At 64.4% G+C, this 15,499-nt stretch carries 18 protein-coding genes and 1 pseudogene; 7 read left to right on the forward strand and 12 right to left on the reverse strand.

Features of this window, described 5'->3' with window-relative positions; all coding sequences use genetic code 11:
- Positions 1-195: 195 nt before the first annotated feature.
- Both ALC15_RS46770 and ALC15_RS36375 read right to left on the reverse strand, forming a co-directional pair.
- Positions 196-645, reverse strand: coding sequence for an MFS transporter (locus ALC15_RS46770; protein ID WP_347336348.1), 450 nt, complete (start codon positions 643-645; stop codon positions 196-198).
- Positions 594-1,595 carry an MFS transporter gene (locus ALC15_RS36375; RefSeq protein WP_244486418.1) on the reverse strand — a complete coding sequence of 334 codons (1,002 nt, stop codon included), beginning with the start codon at positions 1,593-1,595 and terminating at the stop codon, positions 594-596. Before ALC15_RS36375 ends, ALC15_RS46770 begins: the two co-directional genes overlap by 52 nt.
- 329 nt (positions 1,596-1,924) lie before the next feature.
- Here ALC15_RS36375 and ALC15_RS36380 point away from each other — a divergent pair, with 329 nt between their 5' ends.
- The 3 genes from ALC15_RS36380 to ALC15_RS36390 all read left to right on the forward strand — a co-directional run bounded on the left by ALC15_RS36380 (position 1,925) and on the right by ALC15_RS36390 (position 4,090).
- Positions 1,925-2,479 carry a fasciclin domain-containing protein gene (locus tag ALC15_RS36380; RefSeq protein ID WP_050631437.1) on the forward strand — a complete coding sequence of 185 codons (555 nt, stop codon included), beginning with the start codon at positions 1,925-1,927 and terminating at the stop codon, positions 2,477-2,479.
- 181 nt (positions 2,480-2,660) lie between these two features.
- The gene (locus tag ALC15_RS36385) at positions 2,661-3,293 is read left to right on the forward strand and encodes a cytochrome b/b6 domain-containing protein (RefSeq protein ID WP_050631438.1); all 633 of its coding nucleotides are present in this window, start codon (positions 2,661-2,663) and stop codon (positions 3,291-3,293) included.
- 11 nt (positions 3,294-3,304) lie between these two features.
- A complete protein-coding gene (locus ALC15_RS36390; RefSeq protein ID WP_050631439.1) occupies positions 3,305-4,090 on the forward strand; it encodes a molybdopterin-binding protein in 786 nt (261 codons plus the stop codon).
- A 22-nt stretch (positions 4,091-4,112) separates the two neighbouring features.
- On the opposite strand, the gene ALC15_RS36395 is transcribed toward ALC15_RS36390, so the two are convergent.
- Both ALC15_RS36395 and ALC15_RS36400 read right to left on the reverse strand, forming a co-directional pair.
- Positions 4,113-5,291 (reverse strand): YbfB/YjiJ family MFS transporter, encoded by a 1,179-nt coding sequence (locus tag ALC15_RS36395; RefSeq protein ID WP_050631440.1) that lies wholly within the window; start codon positions 5,289-5,291, stop codon positions 4,113-4,115.
- 89 nt (positions 5,292-5,380) lie between these two features.
- On the reverse strand, positions 5,381-6,244 hold the full coding sequence (locus ALC15_RS36400) for a DMT family transporter (protein ID WP_050631441.1): 864 nt from the start codon (positions 6,242-6,244) through the stop codon (positions 5,381-5,383).
- A gap of 147 nt (positions 6,245-6,391) precedes the next feature.
- Here ALC15_RS36400 and leuB point away from each other — a divergent pair, with 147 nt between their 5' ends.
- Entirely contained in the window at positions 6,392-7,504 is a 1,113-nt protein-coding gene (gene leuB, locus ALC15_RS36405) for a 3-isopropylmalate dehydrogenase (RefSeq protein WP_050631442.1), read from the forward strand.
- Positions 7,505-7,614: 110 nt separating this feature from the next.
- Here the strand turns inward: leuB and ALC15_RS36410 are convergent, their stop codons facing one another.
- Both ALC15_RS36410 and ALC15_RS36415 read right to left on the reverse strand, forming a co-directional pair.
- Positions 7,615-8,025 carry a hypothetical protein gene (locus ALC15_RS36410; RefSeq protein WP_050631443.1) on the reverse strand — a complete coding sequence of 137 codons (411 nt, stop codon included), beginning with the start codon at positions 8,023-8,025 and terminating at the stop codon, positions 7,615-7,617.
- A gap of 177 nt (positions 8,026-8,202) precedes the next feature.
- The gene (locus ALC15_RS36415; protein WP_050631444.1) at positions 8,203-8,997 is read right to left on the reverse strand and encodes a hypothetical protein; all 795 of its coding nucleotides are present in this window, start codon (positions 8,995-8,997) and stop codon (positions 8,203-8,205) included.
- Positions 8,998-9,112: 115 nt separating this feature from the next.
- Here ALC15_RS36415 and ALC15_RS36420 point away from each other — a divergent pair, with 115 nt between their 5' ends.
- Positions 9,113-10,147, forward strand: coding sequence for an aspartate-semialdehyde dehydrogenase (locus ALC15_RS36420; protein WP_050631445.1), 1,035 nt, complete (start codon positions 9,113-9,115; stop codon positions 10,145-10,147).
- 26 nt (positions 10,148-10,173) lie between these two features.
- Complete coding sequence (locus ALC15_RS36425) at positions 10,174-10,725, forward strand: TIGR00645 family protein (protein ID WP_050631446.1); 552 nt, start codon at positions 10,174-10,176, stop codon at positions 10,723-10,725.
- Between the two features lie 23 nt (positions 10,726-10,748).
- Here ALC15_RS36425 and ALC15_RS36430 read toward each other — a convergent pair whose 3' ends face one another.
- Positions 10,749-11,390 (reverse strand): carbonic anhydrase, encoded by a 642-nt coding sequence (locus ALC15_RS36430; protein ID WP_050631447.1) that lies wholly within the window; start codon positions 11,388-11,390, stop codon positions 10,749-10,751.
- A gap of 144 nt (positions 11,391-11,534) precedes the next feature.
- Here ALC15_RS36430 and ALC15_RS36435 point away from each other — a divergent pair, with 144 nt between their 5' ends.
- Complete coding sequence (locus ALC15_RS36435) at positions 11,535-12,413, forward strand: HpcH/HpaI aldolase/citrate lyase family protein (RefSeq protein ID WP_094194340.1); 879 nt, start codon at positions 11,535-11,537, stop codon at positions 12,411-12,413.
- A gap of 24 nt (positions 12,414-12,437) precedes the next feature.
- Here the strand turns inward: ALC15_RS36435 and ALC15_RS36440 are convergent, their stop codons facing one another.
- The 5 genes and pseudogenes from ALC15_RS36440 to ALC15_RS36460 all read right to left on the reverse strand — a co-directional run bounded on the left by ALC15_RS36440 (position 12,438) and on the right by ALC15_RS36460 (position 15,480).
- Positions 12,438-12,803, reverse strand: a complete 366-nt coding sequence (locus ALC15_RS36440) for a c-type cytochrome (RefSeq protein ID WP_050631449.1) — start codon at positions 12,801-12,803, stop codon at positions 12,438-12,440.
- A 4-nt stretch (positions 12,804-12,807) separates the two neighbouring features.
- The gene (locus tag ALC15_RS36445; protein WP_050631450.1) at positions 12,808-13,233 is read right to left on the reverse strand and encodes a hypothetical protein; all 426 of its coding nucleotides are present in this window, start codon (positions 13,231-13,233) and stop codon (positions 12,808-12,810) included.
- A 76-nt stretch (positions 13,234-13,309) separates the two neighbouring features.
- Complete coding sequence (locus tag ALC15_RS36450) at positions 13,310-14,101, reverse strand: glycosyltransferase family 32 protein (RefSeq protein WP_050631451.1); 792 nt, start codon at positions 14,099-14,101, stop codon at positions 13,310-13,312.
- Between the two features lie 190 nt (positions 14,102-14,291).
- Positions 14,292-14,893: pseudogene (gene leuD / locus ALC15_RS36455) on the reverse strand (3-isopropylmalate dehydratase small subunit).
- Between the two features lie 188 nt (positions 14,894-15,081).
- Entirely contained in the window at positions 15,082-15,480 is a 399-nt protein-coding gene (locus ALC15_RS36460) for a metallopeptidase family protein (RefSeq protein WP_050631452.1), read from the reverse strand.
- Positions 15,481-15,499: the final 19 nt, after the last annotated feature.

The raw sequence follows: 15,499 nt of genomic DNA on the forward strand, positions 1-15,499 counted from the left end.
TCCCTCAACGGGTCGTCCCTGCGAACGCAGGGACCCATAACACCGGCGTTGGTGGCTAGCCTACGCTGGAGCCCCAGTTCGCGCAAAAACGACCATTCGTGGTTATGGGTCCCGGCTCGCGCGGAGCCTGTCATCGGGCGGCGCTTCGCGCCGACCCGTTGGCTTCGCCTGGACGACGGCGTGGGTGGTTCTACCTTACTCGCTGATCTCGTTCAGCTCCTTGCCGGTATGCTCCGGCACGAACAGGAACACGCCGATCGCCATCGCGATCATCAGCACGGGGATGCAGAGGAACGCCAGCGCGAACGAGCCGGTGTGCTGCTGGAGCGCGATCGAGACGAAGGGGAACAGCACGAAGCCGACGAAATAGGCGATCGCCCAGACCACGCCGTTGGCGGCGCCGCGGATTCGGGTCGGGAAGATCTCAGCGGTGAGCGTCGTGCTCGGGCCCCAGAAGCCGAGGAAGCCGAGACACCAGGCGAGCCCGAACGTCCACAGCAGGACGCGATCCTCCGAATAGACCCAGAGCGTCATGAAGATCGCGCCCTCGATCAGGGTCACGATGAAGGTGCGGCGGCGGCCGATCTTGTCGATCAGCCAGCCGACCAGGCAGAGGCCGAGGAAGCCGCACAGGCCGTAGAACACGTAGAACAGGCTGTACTCGGTGGTCGACCAACGCTTCTCGGTCGACAGGTACAGCGGCATCCAGGCGCGACGGTGCCGTAGATGCAGGTCGAGGCGCAGGCGACGAACAGTGCGACCAGGGTTGAGGGCAGCACGTCGGGCATGAACACCTGGCTGATGCCGACCGACTTGGCCTTGGTGAACCAGTTGCGGTCGTCGTCGCTGACGGTGCCGCCGCGCGCCAGCGTCTCCGAGATGCGCCGCTTGCGGTCCTGCGAGCGCACCCAATAGGGCGATTCCGGACAGGTCGAGCGGATATAGATCGCCAGCAGCGCGATCACACCGGGCACCATCACGGCGATGCGCCAGCCGAAATTGGCGGCGACGAGACCGCTGATCGCGCCGGCGAGCGTGGCGCCGAGACACCAGGCCGAGCGGGTGATGCTGATGACGCGGCCGCGCAGTCGCGCCGGCCAGGTCTCGGCCACCAGCATCGAGCCGAGCGACCATTCGCCGTTCAGCGCGAAGAACAGCAGTGAGCGCGCGATCACGAATACCGCAAAGGTCGGCGACAGCGCCGCGACCGGCATCAGCAGCGAGAACAGCGCGATGTTGACCGCGAGCAGCGTGCGGCGGCCATAGCGGTCGGCGAGCCACGGCCAGAAATAGAGCCCGGCGATGCCGACGAACAGCGCGATCTGCATGCCGGAGCGATACTCCGGCAGGGTGAGCTGGAATTCCTTGATCACCATCGGCGAGATCAGCGCGAAGATCACGCCGTCCATGCCGTCGAAGCCCCAGCCGAGCGCGTTGGCGGTGGCGATGTGCCAATGGGTCTTCGTGAGTTCGGTGCTGCCGGCGACGGCGCGGTAGTTGGCGTATTGCAGATGCTTCTGTTCGAGCGGACCGACGTCGCTGTCGGCATCGTTCACCATGGGCGCGGCGCGCCCATCCGCCGTAATGCTGCTCATGACCGGCATCCCCACGACCGCCTGCGGCGAAGCTGCGCCGCAATCTCAGGCTGAACCAATCGAACAATGGCGGCAAGCAAATTGCTCGCGGCAGCGCACGCGTCCATTCCGTTGAATGGAATGCGGGATGGGTTGCGCGAAGCCTCGCGCATACGGAGCGCGGCGCGGCCGGTTTCAGGAATCACAAAGAATTATTTCCGGAAACCGCCCGGAAAACCTCGCGTAGCTCAGCTCAACGACGGCGCTTGCATCAACCAACCCGCGCCGTTGTTGCCCCTTCATCGCCGGCGGAGACGCGCCGGCCAGATTACCCATTGGGAGACGAAATCATGTCGAAGCGTATTGCCTATCTCGCTGCCGCCGCCTTCAGCGCGCTCGCGATCACAGCCACCGTCATCGCGCCGGTCCGCGCCGAAGAAAAGACCGTGATGGTCGGCGGCGCCGCGATGTTCCCGTCCAAGAACATCATCCAGAACGCCGTCAATTCGAAGGACCACACCACCCTCGTCGCCGCGGTGAAGGCCGCCGGCCTGGTCGGCACGCTGGAAGGCAAGGGCCCGTTCACGGTGTTCGCGCCGACCAACGCCGCGTTCGGCAAGCTGCCGGCGGGAACCGTCGATAGCCTCGTGAAGCCCGAGAACAAGGCGACGCTGACCAAGATCCTCACCTACCATGTGGTGCCCGGCAAGCTCGAGGCTTCCGACCTCACCGACGGCAAGATGCTGAAGACCGCCGAGGGCGAGCAGCTGACCGTGAAGCGGCAGGACGGCAAGGTCTGGATCGTCGATGCCAAGGGCGGCACCTCGATGGTGACGATCTCCAACGTCAACCAGTCGAACGGCGTCATCCATGTCGTCGACACCGTGCTGATGCCGGCGTCGTAACACCCGGCCGCCCGGTTTAGTCCCTGACCGGTCCGACGAGATCGCGAGCCGGAGCCTCGCCCCGGCTCGCATTTTTGTGACCACATGAAGTGGCCAATATCAAACTGATGATGCCCGACCCTGTAACGGAATGCCGGTTCCCGGCGTATAAGCCGGTAACGACCACGAGCAGAGAACTTTCATGACGAGCCTTGCCGTCAGCGACCACCAGGCAGAGACCGCAACACCGGTGAAGGTGATCCAGCCGGTGTGGGTCCGGATCGTGCACTGGACCAACGCCTTCGCGATGATCCTGATGATCATGTCCGGCTGGCAGATCTACAACGCCTCGCCGCTGTTCAGTTTCACCTTCTCGCGCAGCATCACGCTCGGCGGCTGGCTCGGCGGCGCGCTGCTCTGGCACTTCGCCGCGATGTGGCTGTTGATGGTCAACGGCCTGACCTACCTGGCGCTGGGTTTCGCCACCGGCCGCTTCCGCAGGAAGCTGCTGCCGATCACCCCCGGCGGCGTGATTGCCGACACCAAGGCGGCGCTGACCTTCAAGCTGTCGCATGACGATCTCAGCAAATACAACTCGGTGCAGAAGCTGCTCTATGCCGGCATCATTACCGTCGGCGTCGTGATCGTGCTGTCCGGCCTGTCGATGTGGAAGCCGGTGCAGTTGCACTGGCTGGTGTCGCTGTTCGGCGGCTACGACATCGCCCGCTATGTCCACTTCACCTGCATGGCGCTGATCGTCGCCTTCCTGGTGATCCATGTCGCGCTCGCGCTGCTGGTGCCGAAGAGCCTGCGCGCCATGATCATCGGACGCTGACGGAGGGTATTATGGGTCGTCTCAGAAAACTCCTGATTCCCGGCGTCGACAGGAAGCTGCTGGTGCGCGATGCGGTGAAGACGATGCCAGAGCTGACGCGCCGCCGCTTCATCACGGCCGGCACCAGCCTCGGCGCGCTGACGCTGCTGACCGGCTGCGACGTGGTCGATTCCTCGTCGGCGGAGGAATTGCTGAAGAAGGTCTCGAAGTTCAACGACGCGGTGCAGGCCTGGATGTTCAATCCGGACGCGCTGGCGCCGACCTTCCCCGAGAGCATGATCACCAAGCCGTTCCCGTTCAACGCCTATTACGACCTCGACGATGCCCCCGTCATCGCGGCGGCGGACTGGAAGCTCGAGGTGCGCGGGCTGGTCGACAACAAGAAGGCGTGGACGCTCGACGAATTGTACAAGCTGCCGCAAGTCAAGCAGGTGACGCGCCACATCTGCGTCGAGGGCTGGAGCGCGATCGGCAGCTGGACCGGGACGCCGCTGCGCGACTTCCTCAAGATCATTGGCGCCGACACCCGCGCCAAATATGTCTGGTTCCAGTGTGCCGACAAGGACGGCTACAACTCGCCTTTGGACATGCGCACGGCGCTGCATCCGCAGACCCAGATGACGTTCAAATTCGCCGATGAGATCCTGCCGCGCGCCTATGGCTTCCCGATGAAGATCCGGGTGCCGACCAAGCTCGGCTTCAAGAACCCGAAATACGTGCTCTCGATGGAAGTCACCAACGACTACAAGGGCGGCTACTGGGAAGACCAGGGGTATAATTCGTTTAGCGGGAGTTAGCAGCCGTCGTCCCGGCGCAGGCTTACGGCCCCACCTTCCTCTGAAACGCCGACAGCAGCGCGCCGAGCGCGAGCATCGCGGCCGAGACGTTCAGCGCGAATGACAGGCTGCCGACCGCGTCGGTGATTGCGCCGACCACGATCGGCCCGAGCGTCTGGCCGATGCCGAAGGCGATGGTCATTGCCGCGATCGCGGTCGGCCAGGCTTCCGGCGGATAGTTGAGGCGCACGAAGGCGGTGGTCGAGCCGACCACGGCGAAGAACGCGACACCGAACACCAGCGCCGAGATCCCGAGCAGCAGCGGCGAATGGCCGAAGATCGGCAGAGCGGCGCCGAGCGCGTTGACGCCGAGAATGATTGTTGTGGCGAGCCCGCCGCGGTCGAGCGCCAGCACCCGCCGCCACACCCATGGCGTGACGAATGCGCTGACGCCGATCAGGCTCCAGAATGCGCACTGCGCCACCGCGCCGCCGCCGCCATCGCGGACATAGGCGATCATGAAGGTCATGTAGGCGATGTAGCCCGCGCCGAACAGGAAGTAGGCGGCGAGGTAGATCAGGACCGGCCTCACGGCGAATTTGGTCCGCACGATGCCGCCGGCGATCGCGTCGGCGTGGAATGGCGCAAGTAGCAGCGGCACCGTCATGATCACCGAGAGCAGGGTCATCGCCCACCACACGATCCACCAGGAGCCGGCGCCGAAGCCTTGCAGCACGAAGGGCGCGATCAGGCCGGATGCCAATATGCCGATGCCCGGCCCGGCATAGAACAGGCTGAGCAGGAAGTTGGCGCGTTCCGGTCGCGATTGCGCGATGGTTGCCGCGAGCGCGCCGCCGCCGACAAAGCCGATTGCGGCAGCAAAGCCGACCAGGAGGCGGGCAAAACTCAGCACGGCAAAATTGCCCGAGATGGCGCAAAGTGCCAGCGACAGCACGCAGGCCAGTGTCGACCAGCGCACCGATGTGGCGAGCCCGAAGCGCTGGATCAGCCGCGAGGCGAACAGCGCGCCGACCAGATAGCCGGCGGCATTGATCGTGTTCATGAAGCCGGCGGCCGAATACGACCACGCCAGCGAGTCACGCATATCGGGCAGCACCAGCGAATAGGCGAAACGGCCGATGCCGAGGCCGACCGTCGGTGCAAGCGATAGAATCAGGATCAGCCGCGCGGGGTGCGGGTAGGATGGGGTGGGGGCTCTCACAATTCACTCCGGCAATACCGGCATTGTGGCAGGCCGCGGCGCTCCTGCCCACCACTGGAGGCCGCAACACTGTCTTGCGTATCGGGCAATCAGGCGATCAGGACCAGCGCGACGCCGACGACTGTCAAAAGGGTTCCGGCGACGATCCGCGCCGTTATCTCAACGTGCTTGAGCATGACGGCGCTCATCGCCACGGTCACCAGCGGGTAGATCGCAGCGAGCGGCGCCACCAGCGTGATCGGGCCGTTACGGACCGCGGCGAACAGGCTGAGCGCGCTGAGCCCGTTGCTGATCCCGGTCAGCGCGAACCAGAACAGGCCTTCGCGCGGTGCCTGCACCCTGAAGCTGCCCTTGCGGATCCGCTGCACGGTCAGCACCACCAGCGAGGACATCACGTATCCGATCAGGCAGGCCCATAGCGGGCTCGGCCAGACCGCAAGCCCGAGCTTGGCGATCGGGGGCAAGATGCCGCGCACCAGCGCACTCGTGAGCGGCAGCAGCAACGCCCAGCTGCGCCAATGCCCGAGGTCGCGCGGCCGGGTCACGGTGATCACGGCAGCGCCCGCGACCGCGACGACGAGGCCCAGGAGCTGCTGCGGCTGCAGCGGCTCGTGCAGCAGCACCACGGCCGCGGTGACCGCGAACAGCGGCGCCAGATTGCCCAGCGTCGAGGTGATCACCGGGCCGAGCGCCCGGTTCGACGCAAAGGTCAAAAGCGTCAGCGAGGCCGGGAAGAACAGGCCGATCGCCACGAAGATCGGCAGGGCCCGCCAGACCACCGGCTCGCCATGCAGGATCAGCGGCGACAGCACCAGGAACAGCAGGGTGAAGGAGGGCACGCTGATCGCCGCCCCCGACAGCGGCTCGACGGTGCGCAGGCCGAGCTGCGCCAGCACCACCCCGGCACCGAGGAAAATGGCCGAGGCGAAGGCGTAGATAATGGCTGCGGTCATGAGTCCGTCTTGTTGGCTTCTTGAGGCGCGGTTGGCTCTTTCCGGGCCATTTTGGCCCTGCTCAGGGTGCCTTGCCAATCGGTGCGGGGCGTTTTAGCACTCGCGCCAGACGATGACGGGCATGCCCGATTGAATGAGGTAACGACCATGGCGACCCACAAACTGCTGCTTCTCCCCGGCGACGGCATCGGCCCCGAAGTGATGGCCGAGGTGCAGCGCGTGATCGACTGGCTGAATGCGCAGGGCATCGCCAAGTTCGAGACCGAGCGGGGCCTGGTCGGCGGCTCCGCCTATGACGCACACAAGGTGTCGATCTCGGAAGCCGACATGGCCAAGGCCACGGCGGCCGATGCCGTGATCTTCGGCGCGGTCGGCGGTCCGAAGTGGGACAGCGTGCCCTATGAGGTGCGGCCGGAAGCCGGCCTGCTGCGGCTGCGCAAGGATCTCGGCCTGTTCGCCAACCTCCGCCCCGCGGTGTGCTATCCGGCGCTGGCCGAGGCCTCGAGCCTGAAGCGCGAGGTGGTCGAGGGCCTCGACATCATGATCGTCCGCGAGCTCACCGGCGGCGTCTATTTCGGCGAGCCGAAGACCATCACCGATCTCGGCAACGGCCAGAAGCGTGCGGTCGACACCCAGGTCTACGACACCTACGAGATCGAGCGCATCGGCCGCGTCGCCTTCGACCTGGCGCGCAAGCGCCGCAACAAGGTGACGTCGATGGAGAAGCGCAACGTCATGAAGTCGGGCGTGCTCTGGAACGAGGTCATGACCCAGGTTCACGCGCGCGAATACAAGGACGTCACGCTGGAGCACCAGCTCGCCGATTCCGGCGGCATGAACCTCGTCAAGGCACCGAAGCAGTTCGACGTCATCGTGACCGACAACCTGTTCGGCGACATGCTGTCCGACATCGCGGCGATGCTGACCGGCTCGCTCGGCATGCTGCCGTCGGCCTCGCTCGGCGAGGTCGATGCGAAGACCAAGAAGCGGCGCTCGCTGTTCGAGCCGGTGCACGGCTCGGCGCCCGACATCGCGGGCAAGGGCCTCGCCAATCCGATTGCGATGATCTCGTCGTTCGGCATGGCGCTGCGCTATTCCTTCGACATGGGCGCTCTCGCCGACAAGGTCGATGCCGCGATCGCGGCCGTGCTCGCCAGCGGCTTGCGCACCGCCGACATCAAGTCGGAAGGCACCACGCCTGCCAGCACGAGCCAGATGGGCGAGGCGATCCTGAAGGAATTGCAGAAGCTGCACGCGTAAGTTTGACACGCGTCATTCCGGGTTCTCGCTTCGCGAGCCCCGGAATGACTGCTTCAAAAAAATGCCCGGCCGGAGCCGGGCATTTTCGTATCGGCTGCTTGCCGAAAATCTCAGTACAGCGGGAAGGTCCGCGGATAGCCGCCAAGGTCGGACGGCGGGCTGAGCGGCTGGCGATCGATCGGCCGGTTGTTGTTCTCGCGTCCGAACGAGGGATAGCCGACATCCGGCGGATAGGCATAGTCGTTGAACTTGCGGTCGCCCGGCAGCACCTCTGTGCCGGCATCCAGCCAGGAGCGCGTGGTGACGTAAACACGGGTACGCGGACCCTGCTGATAGACCCGGTTCGGACCCTGCGCGCCGTAATAGCGGCGGCCGTCGCGGTCATACTGCTCCTGCTGCTTGCGCTTGCTCGGGGTCTGGCTCTGCGCGCTGGCCGCGGTCATGCCGAAGGCGGTTGCGGTGACGGCAGCCGCGGCAAGCAACACCACGAGCTTGTTCGCGGCAGGGAGTTTCAAGGTCATCGCATCCTCGTCATTACGGCCCCTTCGGGGGCTGGCGCGTCCGCCAAAATCACTCGGAACACATTGTAGCCCTGGTGGGGAGGCCGTCACTAGGTCAATTGCGCCACACCGGGCCAGATAATGCGTGTCCGAGCGCAAAAGTTTCATGAAAACCAGTGCCTTGCCACGGTCTCGCCATCAAAGCGCGCCGCGCAGGAGCGGGTTCTCGCTGCCCGTCACCCAGTCGGCCGACAAAGCGGGCAGCCCGGAGGTAACGCAGTCGGTGCGCTTGAGCTCGGCATGAGCAAACAGCGCGGCGAGCCTCGGGTCATTGCCTGCGGCCAGCAGGGTCAGGCGGTTCAGCATGCAGACGATCGCGGCGCGCTGAGCCGGCAAGCTCGCACCCTGGCAGGTCCAGCCGGAAATCCTGAGATCGGGGGCGTCGGCCTGCTTGAGGAAACCGAGGCAGGCACGGCTGCCGTCCTGCCGCGCCGGGCGCAGCAGGGTGACGCTGCCGAACTTGCTGTCGACGATGCCGGCGGCCTCGAGCTCGCGGAGGCCGCCCGGGTCGAGCTGTCCGGCAATCTCGGCGACCGCGGACCCCATGGACTCGCCGCCAGGGCGGTAGATTTCCAGCCCGGCTATCGGTGCGCCATCGGCATCGGTCCAGTGGAAGACGTCCTTGCGGCCGCCCTCGGGATGCCGAAAGACTTCGTAAGCCTCTGTTTTGTCTCGTTGATCTAGCTTGCTGGTGGCGAAGGCCTGGGTTTGGCGCCCGGCCAGGCTCCAGCCCGCGGCAGCGGGTGCCGCTACCGCCGTTGCGTCCGGCAGCTGCCTCCATAGATAGGTGCCGAGGGCGACGAACAACGCGAGCGCGATGGCATAGGCGAACAGCCCGGAGAGCGTGGCGTACACCTCGTCCACGAAGCTCGTCAGGTCAGACGGATTTCTCGTATGATGGGATGCGGCCGAATCGGCCTGAAATAAACGCATCAAAACGCTCAAAGCTACGCAACGTTGTCTTGACGGGGTTTCTCGCATAGAAGCGCTGCCTCTTCCCTTTCCGCGAGCAGCGGGGGAACGGGCATATTTCGTCGGAGAGTGAACGATGGGTTACAAAGTCGCGGTGGTCGGTGCGACCGGCAATGTCGGGCGCGAAATGCTCAACATTCTGGATGAGCGCAAATTCCCCGCCGACGAGGTCGTCGTGCTGGCCTCGCGCCGCAGCGTCGGCATCGAGGTCTCCTATGGCGACCGCACCCTGAAGGTGAAGGCGCTCGAGCACTATGATTTCTCCGACATCGATATCTGCCTGATGTCGGCCGGCGGCTCGGTGTCCAAGGAATGGTCGCCCAGGATCGGCGCCGCCGGTGCGGTCGTGATCGACAATTCGTCGGCCTGGCGCATGGACCCGGACGTGCCGCTGATCGTGCCGGAAGTGAACGCGGATGCGACCGCGGGCTTCACCAAGAAGAACATCATTGCCAACCCGAACTGCTCGACCGCGCAGCTCGTGGTCGCGCTGAAGCCGCTGCACGACAAGGCGACGATCACCCGCGTCGTGGTGTCGACCTATCAATCGGTGTCGGGCGCCGGCAAGGACGCGATGGACGAATTGTTCTCGCAGACCAAGGCCGTCTACACCAATGACGAGCTGATCAATAAGAAGTTTCCCAAGCGCATCGCCTTCAACGTCATCCCCCAGATCGACGTCTTCATGGAAGACGGCTTCACCAAGGAAGAGTGGAAGATGATGGCGGAGACCAAGAAGATCCTTGATCCCAAGATCAAGCTGACCGCGACCTGCGTGCGCGTGCCGGTCTTCGTCGGTCACTCCGAGGCGGTCAATGTCGAGTTCGCCAATCCAATCACCGCCGACGAGGCGCGAAACATCCTGCGTAATGCGCCGGGCTGCCTCGTGATCGACAAGCACGAGCCAGGCGGTTACGTCACGCCGTACGAGGCGGCCGGCGAGGACGCGACCTATATCAGCCGCATCCGCGAGGACGCGACGGTGGAGAACGGCCTGGCGTTCTGGTGCGTGTCGGACAATCTGCGCAAGGGCGCGGCACTCAATGCCGTGCAGATCGCCGAGGTCCTGATCAACCGCAAGCTGATCACGGCCAAGCAAAAAGCGGCTTAAGCAGAGCGAACGGGGGGAGCGGCACCATGTCGGAACAAGCGGCTCCCACCCCAGCAGGTCCGGCGACGCCGCGCATCATGCGCGGCTTCGAATATGTGCTGTTCAACAGCCGCTGGCTGATGGCGCCATTCTATGTCGGCCTGGTCGTGGCGCTCGCCGTGCTGCTGCTGAAATTCGCCCGCATGCTGTGGGAGTTCGTGCTGCATGCGTCGGGCTACAAGTCGACCGAAGTCATCCTCGATGCGCTGGCGCTGATCGACGTCACACTGGTCGCCAACCTCATTCTGATCGTGGTGTTCTCGGGCTACGAGAACTTCGTCTCGCGCATCGACACGTCGGGCAACCCGAACTGGCCGATCTGGATCACCAAGATCGATTTTGCCGGGCTGAAACAGAAGCTGCTGGCATCGATCGTCGCGATCTCGGCGATCCACGTGCTGGAAGCGTTCCTGAACATCGATGCCGCGTTCGATGCGACGCGGATGACCTGGCTGGTCGCCGTGCACCTGGTGTTCGTGATCTCGGCGCTGTTGCTCGCGTTGTCCGATCGCTGGGGCAACGCTCACGACGAGGCGTAGCCGAAGGCGCTACTCGCCGCCCTTCAGGCGTCGGTGACGCTGATGAATTCCTTCGCGACCCGGTCGAGCACGAACAGCGAGCCCTCGGCGACGCCGAAATAGGCGCCGTGCAGCTGCATCTCGCCGTTCTCCACGCGTTCGCGGACGAACGGGAAGGTCATCAAGTTCTCCAGCGAGCGGAACACTGCGGCCTTCTCGATGCGGGTGACGAAGTCCTGCATGCTCTCATGGTCGCGCTGCTCGACCACCTCGCCCGGCTTGATGAACATCTGCATCCATTTGCCGATGAAGTCGCCGGGCGTCAGCGGCTTGATCTTGTCGACGAAGGCGCGGATGCCGCCGCACTGGGCATGGCCCAGCACCACGATGTTCTTTACCTTCAGCACGGTCACGGCGTATTCCAGCGCGGCCGAGACGCCGTGGGCGTTGCTGTCGGGCTGATAGACCGGAACCAGATTGGCGATGTTCCGGACCACGAACAATTCGCCCGGGCCTGCGTCGAAGATCACCTCGGGCGAGACGCGGGAATCGCAGCAGCCGATCACCATGGTTTCGGGAAACTGGCCACGTTCCGACAGATCCCGGTAGCGCGACTGTTCAGTCGGCAACCGCTGGGTCGCGAAGGTCCGGTAGCCGTCGATCAACTGCTTCGGAAAGAATTTCATGGCCTCTGGCTAACCACATGCCAATGACGGGAACAAGACTTTCGGCGTGCCGCCTGAGATGATACGGCAGCGTTGAAGGATGGTTCCTGCCCCAATGCCCAAACAATGGACAGCGGCGGAGCCCAAGCCCGCAGGAGAATGCCGATGACCCGTCCGCGCCGCAGCCTGCTGTTCATGCCGGGATCGAATGCACGGGCGCTGGAGAAGGCCCGCACGCTGCCGGCCGACGGTATTATCCTCGACCTGGAGGATTCCGTTGCGCCCGACGCCAAGGCCATTGCCCGCGAGCAGATCGCCAAGGCGGTCGCCGCCAAGGGTTTTGGCAAGCGCGAGGTCCTGATCCGCATCAACGCGCTCGATACGCCCTGGTGGGTCGACGACATCGGCATGGCCGGCAAGGCGCAGCCGGACGGCATCCTGGTTCCCAAGATCTCCACCGTCGACGATCTCAACGCCGTCGCCGATCGCCTCAGCGACATCAATGCCCCGGCCTCGATCCGGGTCTGGGCCATGATCGAGACCGCGCGCGCCGTGCTGGATGCCGACAAGCTCGCGGCGGCGTCGAAGGATTCCGAAATCCGGCTTGCCGGCTTCGTGTTCGGGCCGAACGACATCGCGCGCGAGACCAGGATCCGGATGAAGCCGGGACGCGCGGCGATGATCCCGATGATCACGCACTGCATCCTGGCGACCCGCGCGCACGGCCTCGAGATCCTCGACGGCCCCTATGGCGACATCGGCAATATCGACGGCTTCGCGGAGGAATGCGCGCAGGGCCGCGATCTCGGCTTCGACGGCAAGACGCTGATCCATCCGAGCCACATCGATGCCTGCAATGCGATCTTCACGCCGCCGGAGGCCGAGGTCGCCGAGGCCCGCAAGATCATCGCCGCCTTCGCGCAGCCGGAGAATGCCTCGCGCGGCGCGATCCAGCTCGACGGCCGCATGGTGGAGCGCCTGCACGCCGAGATAGCCAAGCGCACCATCGCGATCGCCGACGCGATCGCCGCGATGGGGCATTGACGACCATCGACCACGAGGCGCGCTCTAGTCGCGCTTCAGGCTCATGATGTAGTTCACGAGATCATCGGCCTCGCTTGGGCCGACGATGATGTTCGGCATCTTCGGATGGCTCGTCTTCAAGAATACCTTCAACCAGAGTGCAGTCGTCGAATGCCGGTTGGCGACGGCGACGAAGTCCGGCGGCACTTTCTTCGCACCGGTCGCGATCGTGCCGATGACATGGCATTCCTTGCACCAAGCTTCAGCCAACCGATGCCCGGCAGCAATGCTCTCTGTGGGTTGCTCCGCACCATCGGCTCGATGCAGGCGCAGCAGAAAGAGGGCCGCCAGCACGATGATGGCGACCAGCAATCCACGGCGCCAGACGGCGCTATGATTGAGCATCGACATTCACTCAGGACCCGGAGGTGGGGTTGCCTGCAGCTTCACCCAGCGCATCGATCGTCGCGGCGTTCGGGCAGTACTGTTGATAGCGCGCGCCGGACTTGCCGGCTGCGAGATCGTGGTCGCACTGCCGCTTGTGGCCGCACAGGCTGCAGACCCGCTCCATGTCGCGCAGCACCAGTGGCTCGATGCGGGCGAGTTTCTCCCGGTCGATGCCGAGCGCCGTGAGCAGCCTGGGCAGCTCATCGGCGCTGTGCGGCCCCTGGCGCACCAGCGCGGTGAGGTCATCGGGGCTGATCCGCAAATCGGCTGCGATCTGGCTGAAACTTGCATCGTCAAGTTCGCGCAGTTCACCCAGCTCCCGCCGATGCTTCAGCCAATTGGCGAATACATCGGCCAGATATTCAACGACAGGGTACCGAGGTTCGGTGGTCATGGGCGCCTCTGATGTAAAGTGGCGCCACACTATGATGCCTGCCGTGCAGCCGGGCCTTGCGGCAGATCAAATCGGCTCAGGTCTGCCGAAACCTCTCCGCCGCCCACGCATAGAGGCTGCCGGGGATCGGGGCCTCCTTGCCGCGGCCCTTCGGCGAGATGTGCAGACCGATGATCCCGGGATCGTTCAGATACTTCGAAAAATCCGACGGCTCAAAGAACAGTCTTGGTTCGGCGTGCACCGCGTAGAACGATTGCTTCGGCAACGCGTAGTGCAACTCGCCTTCGCGGCGCGCCAGCGCGGTGAGTGCGGCGGGGCCGTAGATCGCGATGCGGATGTCGGACAGGCGCCTGGACTTGCCGCGCAGCTTGCGTATCGCGAAGGTCAGGCGGTGGCGCAGCGCCAGCCAGTCCGGCGTCAGCTCGTCCTGCTGCATCAAGGCCTCGAACGCGCGCACGATCGGATCGTTGTGCGGCAGATACAGCACCGAGTTGCCGAGCTGTCGCGGCCGCTCCCAGGCGAAATAGGGCTTTGCCGGATCGATCTCGACGGGCTTGAGCAACAGCACATCGGCATCGAGCCAGAGGCCCGCGCGCTGCTTCATCAGCCGCATCCGGAAGAAGTCGCTGAATTGCAGGATGGTCCAGTCGCGCCACGAGCCGTCCGGCTCGGCCGGACGCAGCCGCTCCGAGAACGCATGCGGCAGCACCGCTTCGGCCTCGGCATTGCCGACACCATCGGGCAGTCCGGGGACAGGATCGAAGCTGTAGACGGTGACCTTGTGCCCGGCCGCCAGCTGCGAGCGCAGGCAGGTCTGGCGCAGCGCGTCCATCGAGCCATGCCAGAAGGTGACGATGTCAGGCAGCATGCGTGTCAGCCATCAGCAGGTTCGTGACAGGACGACCAAAGCGTTTTCAAGCGAAGTGGATACCGGTTCGCGTGAAGAAAACGCGTCAAAACTAGAACCTAGAGCACCGTTCCGATCTCATCGGAACGGAGCTCGATCAAAGAAAAACCCCGGCGCCTGAGGGCACCGGGGCGCGATGATACGCCGGGCCTCAAGCCCAGGCACGTTCCTTGAGCTTGGCCTCAAAGCTGTCGATCGACTTCTTCTTCTCCATCGTCAGGCCGATGTCGTCGAGGCCGTTGATCAGGCAGTGCTTGCGGAACGGATCGATCTCGAACTTCACCTTGCCGCCGTCGGGACCGCGGATCTCCTGGTTGGGGAGGTCGATGGTCAGCGTCGCATTGGCGCCGCGCTCGGCATCGTCAAACAGCTTGTCGAGGTCCTCCTGCGACACGCGGATCGGCAGGATGCCGTTCTTGAAGCAGTTGTTGTAGAAGATGTCGCCGAACGAGGTCGAGATCACGCAGCGGATGCCGAAGTCGAGCAGCGCCCAGGGCGCGTGCTCGCGCTCGAGCCGCAGCCGAAATTGTCGCCGGCGACCAGCACCTTCGCGTTGCGATAGGCGGACTGGTTGAGGACGAAATCGGGGTTCTCGCTGCCGTCATCCTTGTAGCGCTGTTCGGAGAAGAGCCCCTTGCCAAGGCCGGTGCGCTTGATGGTCTTGAGGTACTGCTTCGGAATGATCATGTCGGTGTCGACATTGATGATCTTCAGCGGTGCCGCGACGCCTTCCAGCGTGGTGAACTTATCCATCGGTGCTCTTCCCGGGCCAAAAGTAGGGGTAGGGGCCGGATGTTTATCGCGAATGTGACAGCGGTAAAAGGGCCATTTCTGCAAAGCTGGAGCCCATTCCGCTCCAATGGAAGCGTAATGGGCTCCAGCTTCATGTTTTGACGCGCTTTCGTCACGCGAACCGGGGGTCCACTTCGCTCGAAAGCGCCTTACCCCGCATCGGCCTCAATCGCCTCCATATCGGCGTCGGAGAGGCCGAAATGGTGCCCGATCTCGTGGATCAGCACGTGGCGGACGATGTGGCCGAGGGTCTCGTCGTGCTCGGCCCAATAATCCAGGATCGGCCGGCGGTACAGCCAGACCAGGTTGGGGAGCCGGGCCACGTCGCCATGGCTCTGCTGCGGCAGGCCGACGCCGTGAAACAGGCCGAGCAGGTCGAACTCGCTCTCGGCCTGCATCTCATCCAGCACCTCGTCGGTCGGGAAGTCGTCGACACGGATGATCAGACCCTCGCAGAGGGCCCGGAACGTCTCCGGCAGGCGCTCGAAAACCTCGTGCGCCATGGCCTCCATCTCGGCGAGCGAGGGGGCTTTTGCTGTGGTCCACATGACACTCCTTTAGCGCGAG

This window comes from Bradyrhizobium viridifuturi (assembly GCF_001238275.1).
Lineage (GTDB): Bacteria > Pseudomonadota > Alphaproteobacteria > Rhizobiales > Xanthobacteraceae > Bradyrhizobium > Bradyrhizobium viridifuturi.